The following is a 15,459-nucleotide window of genomic DNA, read 5'->3' on the forward strand; positions in this document are numbered from 1 at the left end:
TTATTCCTCCTCATTTTTTAGAGATTTAAATGTTTGTTTAGCATGCTGACTTAATAAATGTTTAGGATCAATTTGAATTGCTTTATCAAAATACTGAATTGCTTCATCAGCATCCTCAGTTTCCATATACGTTGCCAGACCTAAATTATATAATGCATCTACGTGATTAGGATTAATAGATAAAACATAGTTTAATTGCTTAATGGCTTCTTGAAACATTTCTAAATGACATAAGGTTAAACCATATTGAAATTGAACTTCTGTGTCCAAAGTTTGATCTAATTCAGCAGCAGTCATAAAAAACGGTAATGCTTCTCTTTGCGCATCTAGTTGGCTAAAAGACATACCAATCATATAATTAGTATCAATGGGATTCATATTATACTTTAAAGCTCGTTGATAAAGTTTTATTGCTTCTTGAAAACGAGATTGTTCATAATATAGATTAGCTAAATTATAGTAAACAGCACCATTTTTGTCATCTAATGTTATTGCTTTTTGGAAGAATCTTTCTGCTTTCTCAATCTCACCAACATCAGCTAAAATAATACCAGCATTAATATAATTTTCAATAATGTTAGGATTCTCTTCAATGTTATTAAATAATGCTTTAATGGCTTCTTCATAATTACCATTATTCATCCACTGATATATTGTTTCTTGTTCAATCATTTCCATGTCTCCATTTCTAACATAAATTTGCAATTAAAAAGAAACCGCTAATTCTCATTTACAATGAGTTAACGGTTTACTAAAAATTAAACAACATAGCTAAGTTGACCTGTTGTTTTATATACATCGTCTATAGTAGCGCCACCTAAACAAACTTCTCCATTATAGAATACCACTGCTTGGCCTGGTGTAATAGCTCGAACAGGTTCGTCGAAAGTAACTCGAATAGATTGTTCATCTTCTTTTTGAACAAATACTTTAGTGTCTTTTTGACGATATCTAAATTTAGCAGTACATTCAAATCCATTTTCTAAATCAACTGGATTAACAAATGATGCGTCGGAAGCAATTAAATAATCACTATATAATGCATCATGATGGAAGCCTTGCTCGACATATAAAATATTATCTTCAAGATTTTTACCAACAACAAACCATGGATCTCCATCTCCACCAATACCTAGTCCATGACGTTGGCCAATAGTATAATACATTAAACCACTGTGTATGCCCATTTTTTTACCATTGAGTGTTCTCATTTCACCAGATTGTGCCGGTAAATATTGAGAAAGGAATGATTTAAAATTACGTTCCCCAATAAAGCAAATACCTGTAGAATCTTTTTTCTTAGCTGTTGCTAAGTCTTGTTCTTCAGCGATTTTACGAACTTCTTTTTTTTCTATGTCTCCAATTGGAAACATGACTTTAGATAATTGTTCTTGAGATAATTGATTTAAAAAGTATGTTTGATCCTTATTATCATCTACCCCACGTAACATTTCTACGCGACCATCTTCATGTCGACGGATTCGTGCATAATGACCAGTAGCCACATAATCGGCTCCTAATTTTAATGCATGTTCTAAAAATGCTTTAAATTTAATTTCTTTATTACACATGACGTCTGGGTTAGGGGTACGACCTTTTTTATATTCATCTAAGAAATATGTGAATACTTTATCCCAATATTCTTTTTCAAAATTCACAGCATAATATGGTATACCAATTTGATTACATACAGCTATGACATCATTATAATCTTCTGTAGCTGTACATACACCATTTTCATCTGTGTCGTCCCAGTTTTTCATGAAGATACCAATGACATCATATCCTTGTTCCTTTAAAAGATATGCTGTGACTGAACTATCTACACCTCCAGACATACCAACTACAACACGTATATCTTTATTTGACAAGTTCTATTCCTCCTTAAATTTATGATATATTTTATGAATTTCAGCAACAATATATTTTATATCTTGTTCGGTTGTGAGTTCATTAAAACTAAATCTAACTGAATGTTTTGCACGATCTTCATCTTCATACATAGCAGCAAGTACATGTGACGGAGTTGTTGAACCAGCTGTACATGCAGAACCAGACGAAACATAAATATTTGCTAAATCCAATAAAGTTAACATTGTTTCTACATCTATAAATGGAAAATATAAATTAAGTATATGGCCAGTCGTTTCTACCATTGAACCATTGACTTCAAATGGAATTGCACGTTCTTGCAAACTTACTAAAAATAGTTCTTTTAATTGCATTAAATGAATATTATTTTGATCTCGATTTTTAGTAGCTATTTCTAGAGCTTTTGTCATTCCAACTATTTGTGGAACACTTTCCGTTCCAGCACGGCGTTTAGTTTCTTGTTCCCCGCCTAATTGAGAATACTCGATTGGTGTATTGTTTTTTACTAATAAAATACCTACACCTTTAGGTCCACCAAATTTATGAGCAGTAATACTCATGGTATCAATATTAAACTCACTAAATTTAATATCTAAATGGCTAATTGCTTGGACTGCATCCACATGTAATAGAGCATTTGAATTAGAAACAATGTTTTCGATATCGTAAATAGGTTCTACTGTGCCCACTTCATTATTGACAAACATAATAGATACTAAGATAGTATCATCTGTTAAGGCTTCTTCCAATTGATCCAAATCAACTTTACCTGTATCATCTACATCTAAATATGTGACTTCATATCCTTCTTTTTCTAGTTGCTCGAATACGTGTAATACAGAATGATGTTCAATTTTTGTAGTAATAATATGATTACCTAAATGCTCATTAGCATAGACTAAACCTTTAATAGCAGTATTATTTGATTCTGTAGCACCACTAGTAAAAATGACTTCGCTTGGTTTAGCACCTAGTAATTGAGCTACATTTCTTCTAGATTCATCTAAATAACGTCTAGCATCTCTACCTACTGTATGAATAGAAGATGGATTGCCGTAGTGCGATTGATATATATCCATCATTGCTTCTATAACTTCTGGTTTGACTGGTGTAGTTGCAGCATAATCTGCATATACTTCCATTATTAAGTACACTCCTCACAATATTATCAATGTTCCTATAATAGCACCTCATTCTAAAATTTTCTACCTTCTTGTTTATGAATTAATATATTAACTATTTTTCTTTCAATAATTATTTTAAGTATGAGCAATTTAATAACTGTAATCGTTTTAAGTTGTTAAACTATTAGATAATAAAGATAAAAAGGAGAAATAGTCTATGTCTGATATAAAATTTTCTGCATTAAATTTAGTTCCTATACGAGAAGGTCAAACTGATAAAGATGCAATTAATGATATGGTGACTTTAGCTCAGAAATTAGATGAATTAGATTATGAGCGTTATTGGATTGCAGAACATCATAATGCACCTAATTTAGTAAGCTCAGCTACATCATTGTTAATACAACATACGCTTGAACATACTCATAATATTAAAGTTGGTTCAGGTGGCATCATGCTTCCAAACCACGCACCTTTAGTTGTTGCTGAGCAATTTGGTACCTTAGAAACCATTTATCCCAATCGTGTAGATTTAGGATTAGGTAGAGCACCTGGTACTGATATGATGACAGCAAGTGCATTGAGACGAGATCAACATAATGGTGTGTATGCTTTCCCTGAAGAAGTAGAACAATTACAAACTTATTTTGGTCCAGGAAATAAACAAGCTTATGTAAGGGCTTATCCTGCAGTAGAGAAAAATGTACCGTTGTATATACTCGGATCATCAACTGACTCTGCACATTTAGCAGCTAGAAAAGGTCTACCCTATGTTTTTGCAGGTCATTTTGCACCACAGCAAATGAAAGAAGCAATTGAAATTTATCACGACTTATTTGAACCATCTGAAGCATTAGATAAACCATATATGATTGTATGTTTAAATGCTATAGTGACAGAAACTGATAAAGAAGCAGAATATTTAGCTAGTTCTTTAGCACAAGTATTCATTAGTATTGCTCGAGGAAGAATGCAACCAGTTCAACCACCAACTGATGATTTAAAAGGTCTTTTAACACCTAGAGAGTATGAAATGGCAAAACAAAGATTTGATGATTCTCTTATTGGTTCTGAAGAAACAGTGAAAGCTAAATTAGAAGCATTTTTAGAGGAATATGGTGATATTGATGAAATAATGGTCGTAAGCTATATTTATGACCAAGATAGACAATTTGAATCATATGAGCGTTTTAAACGAGTCATTCAAAAATTAAATAAATAATATTGATTAAAACCTGTTGAATATAAATAAATTGTCAACAGGTTTTAAATTTTTCATAAAAAAAGAGTGATGATCAAAATCACCACTCACAATTTTAATTATTTATTGTCTTTTTTGTCATCTTTACTGTCATTATTTCCGCCAGTATATTCATTAATTTTATCTTTTACTTTATTTACTTGTTCGTTATCGCTATTTTTAAATTTCTCTGCTGCATCTTTTGCTTTATCCATGAATCCCATGTTGAAATTCTCCTTTCGAATTTAAGCATTTAATTTTTAATAAATAATTTTTACTTATATTAATCCAATACCACAACAAAAAAGTTTTAAACATAATAAATTTAAATTTTTAAATGTAAAACATATAACCATCTAAATCGTTATCTGATTCTACAAAATCAGCTAAATATTTTAATGTTGTATTATCTAAAACTTCTCTAACAGCATCTCTCATTCGCAACCATAATTCTTTTTGTGCTGGTGGTTCAGAATCTATACTTTCTACAATAGTAATAGGTCCTTCTAATAAGCGAATAATATCGCCAGCTGAAATTTCTTCAGATGGGACTCTTAATTGATATCCACCCTTAGCGCCACGAATACTTCGAATTAATCCAGCATTTCTTAACGGACCCACGAGTTGTTCTAAATATAAATCACTTAAATGATTTTCTTCAGCAATTGTTTTTAATGATACACACCCTTGCCCCTCTCTTTTTGCTAGGGAAATCATTAAAGTTAACCCATATCTCCCTTTCGTTGATATTTTCATAGTTTTACCTCACTTAATTCGAATAATATAGTCCCATTCTATCATTTTTTCAGTTAATATAGTAATAGAAAGGTGTGAAAAAATTGAATACAGAACCTTTAGCTTCAAGAATGAGGCCTACAAATATAAATGAAATTATTTCACAACAACATCTAGTTGGTCCAAGAGGCATTATAAGACGTATGGTAGAAACTAAAAAATTATCTTCTATGATTTTTTATGGACCTCCTGGAATTGGAAAAACTAGTATTGCTAAAGCCATTGCTGGCAGTACTGAATATAAATTTAGACAATTAAATGCAGTAACGAATACAAAAAAAGATATGCAAATGATAGTTGAAGAAGCTAAAATGTCAGGACAAGTCATTTTATTATTAGATGAGATTCACCGCTTAGATAAAGCAAAACAGGATTTTTTATTACCACATTTAGAAAATGGTAAAATCATTTTAATTGGTGCTACAACTTCTAACCCTTATCATGCAATTAATCCAGCGATTCGCTCACGTGTACAAATTTTTGAATTATATCCACTTGATGAAAAGGATGTATATCAAGCATTAACTAGAGCATTAAATGATGATCAAAATGGTTTAAAATCGTATCAACCAAAAATTGATGAAGATGCACTAAAATATTTCTCTACTCAAAGTCATGGTGATGTAAGAAGCGCTTTAAATGCTTTGGAATTAGCAGTATTAAGTGCTAAAGTTTCCAATAATCAACGTCATGTTACTTTAGAAGATGCTAAAGATTGTTTACAAAAAGGTGCTTTTATCAGTGATAAAGATGGTGACATGCATTATGATGTCATGAGTGCATTTCAAAAGTCTATTCGTGGAAGTGACGTTAATGCTGCTTTACATTATTTGGCGAGACTAATCGAAGCAGGTGATCTTCCAACAATCGTACGACGTTTACTCGTCATTAGTTATGAAGATATTGGCTTAGCTTCTCCAAGTGCTGGTCAAAGAACACTAGCAGCTATTCAATCAGCTGAACGACTCGGATTGCCTGAAGCACGAATTCCTCTAAGTCAAGCAGTAATTGAATTATCACTATCTCCTAAGTCTAATTCAGCTATAAAAGCAATTGATAGTGCATTAAGTGATATCAGAAAAGGCAAAGTTGGTCAAATACCTAATCACCTACGTGATGGTCACTATCAAGGAGCAAAAGACTTAGGCCGATCTATCGGTTATAAATATCCTCATGATTATGAGAATGGTTATATTAAACAGCAATATTTACCTGACGCTTTAAAAAATAAAATATATTATGAACCAAAAACAACTTCTAAAAGTGAACAACAATTTAAAATAGTGTATGATAATTTAAATCATAAAAACTAATAAAACCTATGGAAAAGATGATAATACTTCATTCATCTCTTCCATAGGTTTTTTGTTAGTTATTACCTTTATCTTTAATTCTACGTACAGGAATATCTTTTAAAATATCATTTACGACATAACTTGCACAAATTAAACCTACTGTGCTTGGTACAAATGCATTCGATGATGGAGGCATTTGACCTTTTCGATTTATTGCATTTGCATCTCCAACAGTTTTCTTAACATCTTCACGAATAACTATTGGACTCTCATCTGAAAAAACAACAGGAACACCTTTTTTTATTCCAAGTTTTTTCAACTTGTTACGAATAATTTTTGCCATTGGATCCATATATGTTTTTGAAATATCAGCAATTTTGAAACGTGTTGGATCTATTTTATTCGCAGCGCCCATACTTGAAATCAACTTGATTCCTCTATCTAAACATTCTTTCATTAAATGAACTTTGTATATAATCGTGTCACTTGCATCGATAAAATAATCAATATTGTAATTATTAAAAATATCTTCATATGTCTCTTCAGTATAAAACATGTGAAGAGGTGTAACTTTACAATTTGGATTGATGAGTTTAATTCGTTCTTCCATTAATGTTACTTTACTTTGACCTATGGTAGTAGTTAATGCATGAATTTGACGGTTTACATTAGTGATATCTACGTCATCTTTATCAATAAGAATAATGTGACCAATGTTAGTTCTTGCTAAAGCTTCAGCAGCAAATGAACCAACTCCACCTACCCCTAAGACCGCTACTGTCTTGTCTTTTAGTAAATCTAGTCCTTCTTGTCCATAGGCTAATTCATTTCTAGAAAATTGATGTTTCATAATTAACTCCTTTACTTAGCAAATATTAATACTATATTAACAGAAAAAAGCAAAAAAAAATACGTAAGGCCTAAAGCCTTACGTACCGATAGAGTCCGTAGTTGCCGTAGTTATAAAAAGCTTGATCATTCGGCCTGCTATATACAGGTGGGTGCCCTGTTTCTTGTTTTGCAAGTCCTCCAAATGAGGCGTGTGCGCTGCAAGAAAACCTATTGGGCTCCCTGATCAAAAAGTGTTAGGCCCAAATAAAAAGCAAACATACGAACAACACAGATGACTATCTTATAGACATATTTTATCATAAAGAGCTTATTAAATAAATCCTTAAATATTGTATGAGGATGTTTATTTTTAAAATATTTTTAAATATATAAGTTTACATAATATAATTATTGTTATTTAAAATTTAAGTTAGTGTATATAAAAATTGGAACAGAAACTCAATTCCCGTCCCAATTTAGCACTAAATTATTCTATTTTAAAAATGAAGATTAATGACGAATTCTTAATGATAATTCTTCTAATTGTTTATCTGATACTTCACTTGGTGCATCCGTTAATAAGCAAGTTGCAGAAGCAGTTTTAGGGAAAGCGATAGTATCACGTAAATTAGTTCTATTTGTGAGTAACATAACTAGTCTATCTAGACCTAAAGCGATGCCTCCATGTGGTGGTGCGCCGTATTTAAAGGCATCTAATAAGAAACCAAATTGCTCTCTAGCTTGTTCTTTAGTAAATCCTAAAACTTCAAACATTTTTTCTTGTAATTCTCCATCAGATATTCTGATTGATCCACCGCCTAATTCGTATCCATTTAATACAACGTCATAAGCATTTGCTTGAACTTTTTCAGGTTCAGAATCTAGTTTAGCAATATCTTCTTCTTTAGGTGATGTAAACGGATGATGCGCAGCAACATAACGTTTAGCATCTTCATCATATTCTAATAAAGGCCAATCTGTTACCCATAAGAAGTTTAATTTTGATTCATCAATTAATTTTAATTCTTTTGCAATTTTAATTCGAAGTGCACCTAAACTTTGTGCAACAACATTTGGCTTATCTGCAACAAACATTACTAAATCTCCAGGTTTAGCACCTGTTAATTCTTTTAATGTGTTAACATTCTCTTCTTCAAAGAATCTTGCTATCGGACCACTTAAGCCTTCATCTACAACTTTCACCCAAGCTAGACCCTTAGCACCATAGATATTTACAAATTCTGTTAATCCATCCATATCTTTACGTGTATAGTTATCTGCAGCACCTTCAGCAACGATTGCTTTAACTTCTCCGCCGTGTTCTACAGTATCTTTAAACACTTTGAAATCCATTTCTTTTCCTAATTGGGACACATCTTGCAATTCCATACCAAAACGTGTATCTGGTTTATCAGAACCATATCGTTTCATTGCTTCATCATATGTCATACGAGGGAATGGTGTTTGAATATCAATACCTTTTACATCTTTTACAACTTTAGAAAGCATTTCCTCGCCCATTTGAATAATATCTTCTTGATCAACAAAACTCATTTCGATATCTACTTGTGTGAATTCAGGTTGACGATCAGCACGTAAATCCTCATCACGGAAACATTTTACAATTTGATAGTATTTATCAAAACCACTAATCATCAATAATTGTTTAAATAACTGTGGTGATTGTGGTAAAGCGTAAAATTCGCCTTCATGTACACGAGATGGCACTAAATAGTCCCTCGCACCTTCTGGTGTAGATTTTGTTAATACGGGTGTTTCAATATCAAAGAAACCATTATTATCAAGGTATTGACGAATTGATCGAGTCGTTTGATGTCTCATTTTAAATGTTTGAGCTAATTCTGGTCGTCTTAAATCTAAATAGCGATATTTAAGACGAATATTTTCATCAACACTTTGATTTTCTTCATTAATTGAAAATGGAGGCGTCGCTGATTTATTAATTATACGAATATTAGATACTTGAACTTCTACTTGACCCGTTTTAATTTTTGGATTAACTGTTTCTGGGTCTCTTTTAGTTACTGAACCTTCAACTTCGACTACATATTCTGATCTTACAGTTTCAGCAATAGATAGAGCTTCTTTTGAAAAATCTGGATTAAATACAATTTGTACAATTCCCTCTCTATCACGTAAATCAACAAAAATAAGGCCACCTAAATCGCGTCGGTTATGAACCCAACCTTTTAGTGTTACTTTCTGACCTAATAATTCTTCAGTTACTAAACCACAATATGTTGTTCTTTTACCCATTATTTATTCTCCTTTTCTTTATTAAAGAAACTAACTACTTCATCTAATTGAATTGTTTTTGTTTCACCAGTAGACATTTCTTTAACATCAATTTTATTATTGTCTAGCTCTTGGTCACCTATTACAATCGTATATTTAGCATTTAAACGATCAGCTTGTTTCATTTGTCCCTTAATTTTTCGATTTAAGTAATCTTTATCAGCTTTCACGCCATGTTTTCTTAAATCATTTAAAAGTTTCACGCTATATTGTTCTGCTTTTTCACCCATCGTTACGACAAATAAATCGAAATCTTCATCCACATTCAATTCTATGTCTTCTTCTTCAAGTGCAAGAAGTAATCGTTCAATACTAAGGGCAAAACCTATTCCTGTTTGCTTAGGACCATCTAACAACTCAAGAAGTCCATTATAACGACCTCCACCACATAGTGTAGTAATAGCACCGTCATAATTTGGATTATCCATCATGAGTTCAAATGCTGTATGAGTATAATAATCAAGTCCACGCACTAAATTAGGATCTTCAACATAATTGATACCTAGTTGATCTAAATGATGTTTAACCGCTTCATAATATGCCTTTGATTCATCATTTAAGTAATCTGTAATTCTTGGAGCATGTTTAACTGCTTCTTTGTCTCTATCAACCTTACAATCTAAGATTCTCATTGGATTTGTATGCAAACGTGATTGACAATCATTACAAAATGTATCAATGACAGGTTCAAAATGCTTAATTAATGCTTCGTTATATTCTTTACGAGATGCTTGATCTCCTATACTATTAATCACTAGCTTTAAATGTTTTAAACCAAATGATTCATATATATGCATTACCATTGCTAATACTTCTGCATCAATACTTGGATTTTCTGCTCCTATTGCTTCTACACCAAATTGATTAAATTGTCGATAACGTCCTTTTTGTTTTCGTTCGTATCTAAACATTGGTCCGTTATAGTAAAGCTTAATAGGTTGATTAGGTTCACCTTGCATTTTATTTTCAATATATGATCGCACGACTGCTGCAGTTCCTTCAGGTCTTAAAGTGATACTTCTATCGCCTTTGTCTTTAAACGTATACATCTCTTTTTGAACGACATCAGTAGAATCTCCTACACCTCTTGCAAATAAGTCAGTACTTTCAAATATTGGTGTACGTATTTCTTTATAATTGTATAATTTCATTAATTCATCTAATTTATTTTCAATATATCGCCATTTTGCAGACTCTTGAGGTAAAATATCTTGCGTTCCTCTAGGAATCTTAATCATACAATCACTCCTTCTAAATTGTTGTTAACTATTAAATTTCTTTAATAAAAAAGTCCCTTATATAGCTTCATGCTATATAAGGGACGATATGCCGTGTTGCCACCCTAATTGAGAATAAAAATATTCTCCACTCATCACGTGTAACGTACGCAAACCGGCTTTATTTTATCAAAGCACCTTTTCTTGTGTTCAAAGATACCAATGTACTAGTATAATCTTTCAGCCTAGGATTACTTCTCTTCACAATCAATATGATTGTTCACTATTTCATTAGTCTTTTCAAGAATACAAACGGTATTATTTATAAAGTTCACTGATTATGATACCGATTTTAGGAAAAGTTTGCAAGTATTATGAAGCAAAATATTGTTTTAATCCATCTACAACCGCTTCTTCTACAACCTGTCTATGTAATTGATTTCTAATCATTTTTTCATCGGTAGGATTACTTATATAGCCCAATTCAAGTAACACAGCTGGTTTATTCGTTTGTCTTAAAACTTGATAATTTTGTTGACGCACACCACGATTAGAAAGTAATGACTTTTTTTGAATATTCGCATTTAATACTTCTGCTAATGTTTCTTGACTATTTTGATACCAATATACAGTAGCGCCATTAGCATTATGACTATCTAATGAATCATTATGAATACTTATAAATACATCACCTGTCGCTTTTCTATTATCTAAGCTTACATAACTATCATCTGTTCTCGTCAATTTAACATGCGCTCCTGCTTTTTCTAATGCACGTTTTAATTCAAGTGCTGTTTTCAAAGTATAGTTTTTTTCGAGAGATTTAAGAGCCGTGGAACTTGAGGCTCCCTGATCACTCCCTCCATGACCAGGATCAAGCACCACAGTTTTATTCTTAAAAGGATTTTCCTGTTTACTGACATCAGCTTTAATATTCAAACTCGTATGCCAACCAGCAACCCATCCTTTTTCATCTCCTTTAGCATTTTGGACTTCAATCCATTTTCCTGACGTCTTTAATTTTTTAAAACTATCTCCTTTTTCAACTTTATATATCACCGGATATCCTGCATTAGGTCCTGTTCTTATTTCAGCATCTTCTGTTATTGTTAGTCTATTACTATCTTGATCATTATGATTCATAAACAAAAATAATAATATTATAAAAAGAATAAATAATAACACTACTACTAACGTCAACATATTTTTTAGATCATGTTTGGTTAACCATGTATCTAATTTATTCATATTACTTTGCCATCCTGACTTTCATATATAATCGTTACGGGACCATCATTAATAATTTCTACTTCCATATCTGTCCCAAATTCACCAGTTTGAACATCAATATCATACTTTTGAAGTTCAGAGTTAAACTTATCGTATAATATTTTGGCATCTTCAGGTCGCATGGATTGTGAGAAACCTGGTCTATTACCTTTTTTAACTTCTGCATAAAGTGTAAATTGAGAAATAGATAAAATCGCACCATTAATTTGTTGAATATTTAAATTTAATTTTCCGTTATCATCTTCAAACAAACGTGCATTAACAATTTTCTTCGCTAATACTTCTATATCAGATTCCGTCGAATTTTTCCCAACACCTACTAATAAACAATAACCTTTTTCAATTTGGTTATGAATAAATTTATTAGTGACAGATGCTCGTTTTACTCTTTGTACAACTATTTTCATATCTTAGCACCTCTTTTAATTCCATACTCTAGAAACTGTATAAATATCACTCAATTGTTTAAGTTTTTCAACTACACGAAATACATCATTTACATTTTTAACCATAACACTAATTGTAATGATTGCATTTTTGTCAATATCAGATCGTGCATTCATTTTAATAATACTTCCTACGGTTGAATTTACGGCTTGAATCACTTCATTGAGTAACCCATTTCGATCATATGCATTGACTTCTAAATCTACTTGATAACGTTGTGTTGAATCTTTTGATTTAACCCATTCGACATTAATTAATCTCTCGTTTTCATTTTTAATATTTGGGCAATCTGATCTATGAACTTTAATACCATGTCCTTTAGTGATATATCCAACAATATCATCACCAGGAATTGGATTACAACATTTAGATAATTTGATTAAAACATTCTCTAATCCTTCGACATAAACCCCACTATCAGTAATGATATCTTCTTTAATTGGTGACGTTTTAATGACTTCTTGTGCTTCATTTAATGCTTTTTGTTTATCTTGTATACGCTGTCTTTCCGTTAATTTATTCACTACTTGTAAAGCAGTAACACCACCAAAACCTACTGCAGCATATAAATCGTCATCATTGGCAAAATGATATTTTTCGTTAACGACTTCAATATTTTTTTCTGTTAGAATCTCATCAACTCGATAACCTTGTTCTTTAATTTCCGCTTCTACCATAAATTTACCTTTTTCTATATTAGAAGAACGATCTTGCTTTTTAAAGAAACTTTTTATCTTACTTTTTGCTCCAGATGATTTAACAATTTTCAACCAATCTCTACTTGGACCATATGAATGTTTACTTGTGCGAATTTCAATAATATCGCCTGTCTTAAGCATATAATCAATAGGCACAATTTTACCATTGACTTTTGCGCCAATCATTTTATTACCCACTTCGCTATGGATGGCATAAGCAAAATCAATAGGGACTGCGCCATAAGGTAATTCAATCACATCACTTGCAGGCGTAAACGCATATACTTTATCACTTTGTAAATCATATTTAAGTGATTCCATAAATTCTTGTGCATCTGAAGATGTATGGTCAGTTTCTGCAAGTTCTTTTAACCAGTTAAGTTTATTTTGGAAATCTTGTGTTTTAGAATTTATTGTTTTACCTTCTTTATATGCCCAATGCGCTGCCACCCCATGCTCAGCAATTTCGTGCATTTCAAATGTTCGAATTTGAATCTCTAAAGGATCACCATTAGGTCCAACAACAGTAGTGTGTAATGATTGATACATATTTTGCTTTGGCATAGCGATATAATCTTTAAAACGACCTGGCATCGGTTTCCATAATGTATGAACCAAGCCTAAAATAGCATAACAATCATTAATTGAATTCACAATCACTCGTATAGCTAATAAATCAAATATTTGATCAAATTGTTTTTTTTGTTTTATCATCTTACGATAAATACTGTAAATATGTTTAGGGCGACCGCTTATTTCACCTTGGATATTCATTTTATTCATTTCAGTTTGAATTTTATCCATAGCATTTTGAATATATGCTTCACGTTCACTACGTTTTTTCTTCATTAAATTAACAATTCTAAAATACTGTACACTATCAATATAACGTAATGCAATATCTTCCAATTCCCATTTAATGGTATTAATACCTAGACGATGCGCTAAAGGTGCATAGATTTCTAATGTTTCTTTTGAAATACGAATTTGTTTTTCTCTAGCCATTGCTTTTAACGTTCTCATATTATGTAAGCGGTCAGCTAATTTAACTAATATGACACGAACATCCTTAGCTATCGCAATAAATAACTTTCTATGATTTTCAGCTTGTTGTTCCTCTTTAGAACGGTATTTAACTTTTTTTAACTTAGTTACACCATCTACAATTCGTGCAATTTCTTCATTAAACATATTCTTTACATCTTCAAATGTATATGGTGTATCCTCTATCACATCATGTAAAAAGCCAGCTACAATTGTTGGTCCATCTAAGCGCATTTCTGTTAATATACCTGCTACTTGAATTGGATGCATGATATAAGGTAGCCCATTTTTTCGAAACTGTCCTTGATGTGCTTCATAAGCAATATGATAACTTTTTAAAACATATTGATAATCATCTGCTGATAAATAGGATTTAGCTTTATTTAGTACTTCATCAGCACTATATGGATACTCGTTATTCAATATATGACACCCCGACTTTTTAATATTTCAAATACTCTACCGATAACCGAATCATTGAAAATCAAGAAATTTCTTTTCATTACTTAATTAATCCGAGTACCACTCCTATTAATTAAAGATGCGTGAGTATTAATGTAATTTTAACAAAAGTATTAAAATCTCTAAAAGATTAACTTTGGTTTAAATAATAGTTATATAATACTACAAGTTTTTAAATAAATAAATGTGATTAGATTAATGATGATGCAACGATAATAAAAAAAGCGAGATAGTATTCAATCTGAATTCCTACACTCGCTTTAATATATATTAATCTAGTTACTAAATTAATGACTATTCATCGTAAGAAATTAAACTCATGACATCATAGTCTTTAATTTTTTCCATACCATTTAAATATTTTAATTCAATAATAAAAGCTATTCCAACAACAATACCACCTAATTCTTCTACTAATTTAATAGCCGCTTCGATTGTTCCACCTGTCGCTAATAAATCATCAGTGATTAAAACACGTTGTCCTGGTTTAATTGCATCTTTATGCATCGTTAAAACATTTGTCCCATATTCCAAGTCGTATTCATAGCGAATAACTTCACGTGGTAATTTTCCTTCTTTTCTTACAGGTGCAAATCCAATTCCCATTGAGTACGCAACTGGACAGCCAATAATAAATCCTCTTGCTTCAGGGCCTACAACAATATCAACGTTACGATCTTTTGCATACTTTACAATTTGATCAGTTGCATAACCGTATGCTTCACCATTGTCCATAATAGTTGTAATATCTTTGAAACTAACACCTGGTTTAGGCCAGTCTTGTACTTCAGATACGTATTGCTTTAAATCCATTTAAAAATTTCCTCC

General features: G+C 31.6%; 14 protein-coding genes and 1 other RNA gene. 2 read left to right on the top strand and 13 right to left on the bottom strand.

The window, feature by feature from the left end; genetic code table 11:
* The 3 genes from HMPREF2578_RS05415 to HMPREF2578_RS05425 form a co-directional block, all read right to left on the bottom strand.
* On the bottom strand, positions 1-672 hold the full coding sequence (locus HMPREF2578_RS05415) for a tetratricopeptide repeat protein (protein WP_017176176.1): 672 nt from the start codon (positions 670-672) through the stop codon (positions 1-3).
* 86 nt (positions 673-758) lie between these two features.
* Positions 759-1,871: a tRNA 2-thiouridine(34) synthase MnmA gene (mnmA, locus tag HMPREF2578_RS05420; protein ID WP_017176175.1), complete on the bottom strand. Its 1,113-nt coding sequence runs from the start codon at positions 1,869-1,871 to the stop codon at positions 759-761.
* 3 nt (positions 1,872-1,874) lie between these two features.
* Positions 1,875-3,014: a cysteine desulfurase family protein gene (locus HMPREF2578_RS05425; protein WP_017176174.1), complete on the bottom strand. Its 1,140-nt coding sequence runs from the start codon at positions 3,012-3,014 to the stop codon at positions 1,875-1,877.
* Positions 3,015-3,213: 199 nt separating this feature from the next.
* On the opposite strand from HMPREF2578_RS05425, the gene HMPREF2578_RS05430 reads away from it, so the two are divergent.
* Positions 3,214-4,218, top strand: a complete 1,005-nt coding sequence (locus HMPREF2578_RS05430) for an LLM class flavin-dependent oxidoreductase (protein WP_017176173.1) — start codon at positions 3,214-3,216, stop codon at positions 4,216-4,218.
* 98 nt (positions 4,219-4,316) lie between these two features.
* On the opposite strand, the gene HMPREF2578_RS11000 is transcribed toward HMPREF2578_RS05430, so the two are convergent.
* Complete coding sequence (locus HMPREF2578_RS11000) at positions 4,317-4,460, bottom strand: SAS049 family protein (protein ID WP_017176172.1); 144 nt, start codon at positions 4,458-4,460, stop codon at positions 4,317-4,319.
* A gap of 109 nt (positions 4,461-4,569) precedes the next feature.
* Positions 4,570-4,992 carry a cysteine metabolism transcriptional regulator CymR gene (gene cymR, locus HMPREF2578_RS05435; RefSeq protein WP_002448977.1) on the bottom strand — a complete coding sequence of 141 codons (423 nt, stop codon included), beginning with the start codon at positions 4,990-4,992 and terminating at the stop codon, positions 4,570-4,572.
* Positions 4,993-5,075: 83 nt separating this feature from the next.
* On the opposite strand from cymR, the gene HMPREF2578_RS05440 reads away from it, so the two are divergent.
* The gene (locus tag HMPREF2578_RS05440) at positions 5,076-6,344 is read left to right on the top strand and encodes a replication-associated recombination protein A (RefSeq protein ID WP_017176171.1); all 1,269 of its coding nucleotides are present in this window, start codon (positions 5,076-5,078) and stop codon (positions 6,342-6,344) included.
* Between the two features lie 55 nt (positions 6,345-6,399).
* On the opposite strand, the gene HMPREF2578_RS05445 is transcribed toward HMPREF2578_RS05440, so the two are convergent.
* The 8 genes from HMPREF2578_RS05445 to HMPREF2578_RS05480 all read right to left on the bottom strand — a co-directional run bounded on the left by HMPREF2578_RS05445 (position 6,400) and on the right by HMPREF2578_RS05480 (position 15,444).
* A complete protein-coding gene (locus tag HMPREF2578_RS05445) occupies positions 6,400-7,176 on the bottom strand; it encodes a tRNA threonylcarbamoyladenosine dehydratase (RefSeq protein WP_002455249.1) in 777 nt (258 codons plus the stop codon).
* Positions 7,177-7,264: 88 nt separating this feature from the next.
* Positions 7,265-7,455, bottom strand: a non-coding RNA gene (ssrS, locus tag HMPREF2578_RS05450) — 6S RNA.
* A 212-nt stretch (positions 7,456-7,667) separates the two neighbouring features.
* A complete protein-coding gene (gene aspS, locus HMPREF2578_RS05455; protein ID WP_017176170.1) occupies positions 7,668-9,434 on the bottom strand; it encodes an aspartate--tRNA ligase in 1,767 nt (588 codons plus the stop codon).
* Positions 9,434-10,711 (bottom strand): histidine--tRNA ligase, encoded by a 1,278-nt coding sequence (hisS, locus tag HMPREF2578_RS05460; protein WP_019835425.1) that lies wholly within the window; start codon positions 10,709-10,711, stop codon positions 9,434-9,436. The genes aspS and hisS overlap by 1 nt, the downstream gene beginning before the upstream one ends.
* Positions 10,712-11,062: 351 nt before the next feature.
* The gene (locus HMPREF2578_RS05465; protein WP_017176168.1) at positions 11,063-11,938 is read right to left on the bottom strand and encodes an N-acetylmuramoyl-L-alanine amidase family protein; all 876 of its coding nucleotides are present in this window, start codon (positions 11,936-11,938) and stop codon (positions 11,063-11,065) included.
* Positions 11,935-12,387: a D-aminoacyl-tRNA deacylase gene (dtd, locus tag HMPREF2578_RS05470; protein ID WP_049414958.1), complete on the bottom strand. Its 453-nt coding sequence runs from the start codon at positions 12,385-12,387 to the stop codon at positions 11,935-11,937. The genes HMPREF2578_RS05465 and dtd overlap by 4 nt, the downstream gene beginning before the upstream one ends.
* 15 nt (positions 12,388-12,402) lie before the next feature.
* Positions 12,403-14,592, bottom strand: a complete 2,190-nt coding sequence (locus HMPREF2578_RS05475; protein WP_049419709.1) for a RelA/SpoT family protein — start codon at positions 14,590-14,592, stop codon at positions 12,403-12,405.
* 333 nt (positions 14,593-14,925) lie between these two features.
* The gene (locus HMPREF2578_RS05480) at positions 14,926-15,444 is read right to left on the bottom strand and encodes an adenine phosphoribosyltransferase (RefSeq protein WP_019835427.1); all 519 of its coding nucleotides are present in this window, start codon (positions 15,442-15,444) and stop codon (positions 14,926-14,928) included.
* Positions 15,445-15,459: the final 15 nt, after the last annotated feature.

The sequence above is a fragment of the Staphylococcus sp. HMSC072H03 genome (genome assembly GCF_001809305.1).
In the GTDB taxonomy this organism is placed as follows: Bacteria; Bacillota; Bacilli; order Staphylococcales; family Staphylococcaceae; genus Staphylococcus; species Staphylococcus hominis.

Coding starts and splice junctions, on each gene's coding strand:
- dtd (WP_049414958.1), bottom strand. CDS start 12,387: ATGAAAATAGTTGTACAAAGAGTAAAACGAGCATCTGTCACTAATAAA.
- HMPREF2578_RS05415 (WP_017176176.1), bottom strand. CDS start 672: ATGATTGAACAAGAAACAATATATCAGTGGATGAATAATGGTAATTAT.
- HMPREF2578_RS05480 (WP_019835427.1), bottom strand. CDS start 15,444: ATGGATTTAAAGCAATACGTATCTGAAGTACAAGACTGGCCTAAACCA.
- HMPREF2578_RS05465 (WP_017176168.1), bottom strand. CDS start 11,938: ATGAATAAATTAGATACATGGTTAACCAAACATGATCTAAAAAATATG.
- cymR (WP_002448977.1), bottom strand. CDS start 4,992: ATGAAAATATCAACGAAAGGGAGATATGGGTTAACTTTAATGATTTCC.
- HMPREF2578_RS11000 (WP_017176172.1), bottom strand. CDS start 4,460: ATGGGATTCATGGATAAAGCAAAAGATGCAGCAGAGAAATTTAAAAAT.
- HMPREF2578_RS05430 (WP_017176173.1), top strand. CDS start 3,214: ATGTCTGATATAAAATTTTCTGCATTAAATTTAGTTCCTATACGAGAA.
- hisS (WP_019835425.1), bottom strand. CDS start 10,711: ATGATTAAGATTCCTAGAGGAACGCAAGATATTTTACCTCAAGAGTCT.
- HMPREF2578_RS05425 (WP_017176174.1), bottom strand. CDS start 3,014: ATGGAAGTATATGCAGATTATGCTGCAACTACACCAGTCAAACCAGAA.
- HMPREF2578_RS05445 (WP_002455249.1), bottom strand. CDS start 7,176: ATGAAACATCAATTTTCTAGAAATGAATTAGCCTATGGACAAGAAGGA.
- aspS (WP_017176170.1), bottom strand. CDS start 9,434: ATGGGTAAAAGAACAACATATTGTGGTTTAGTAACTGAAGAATTATTA.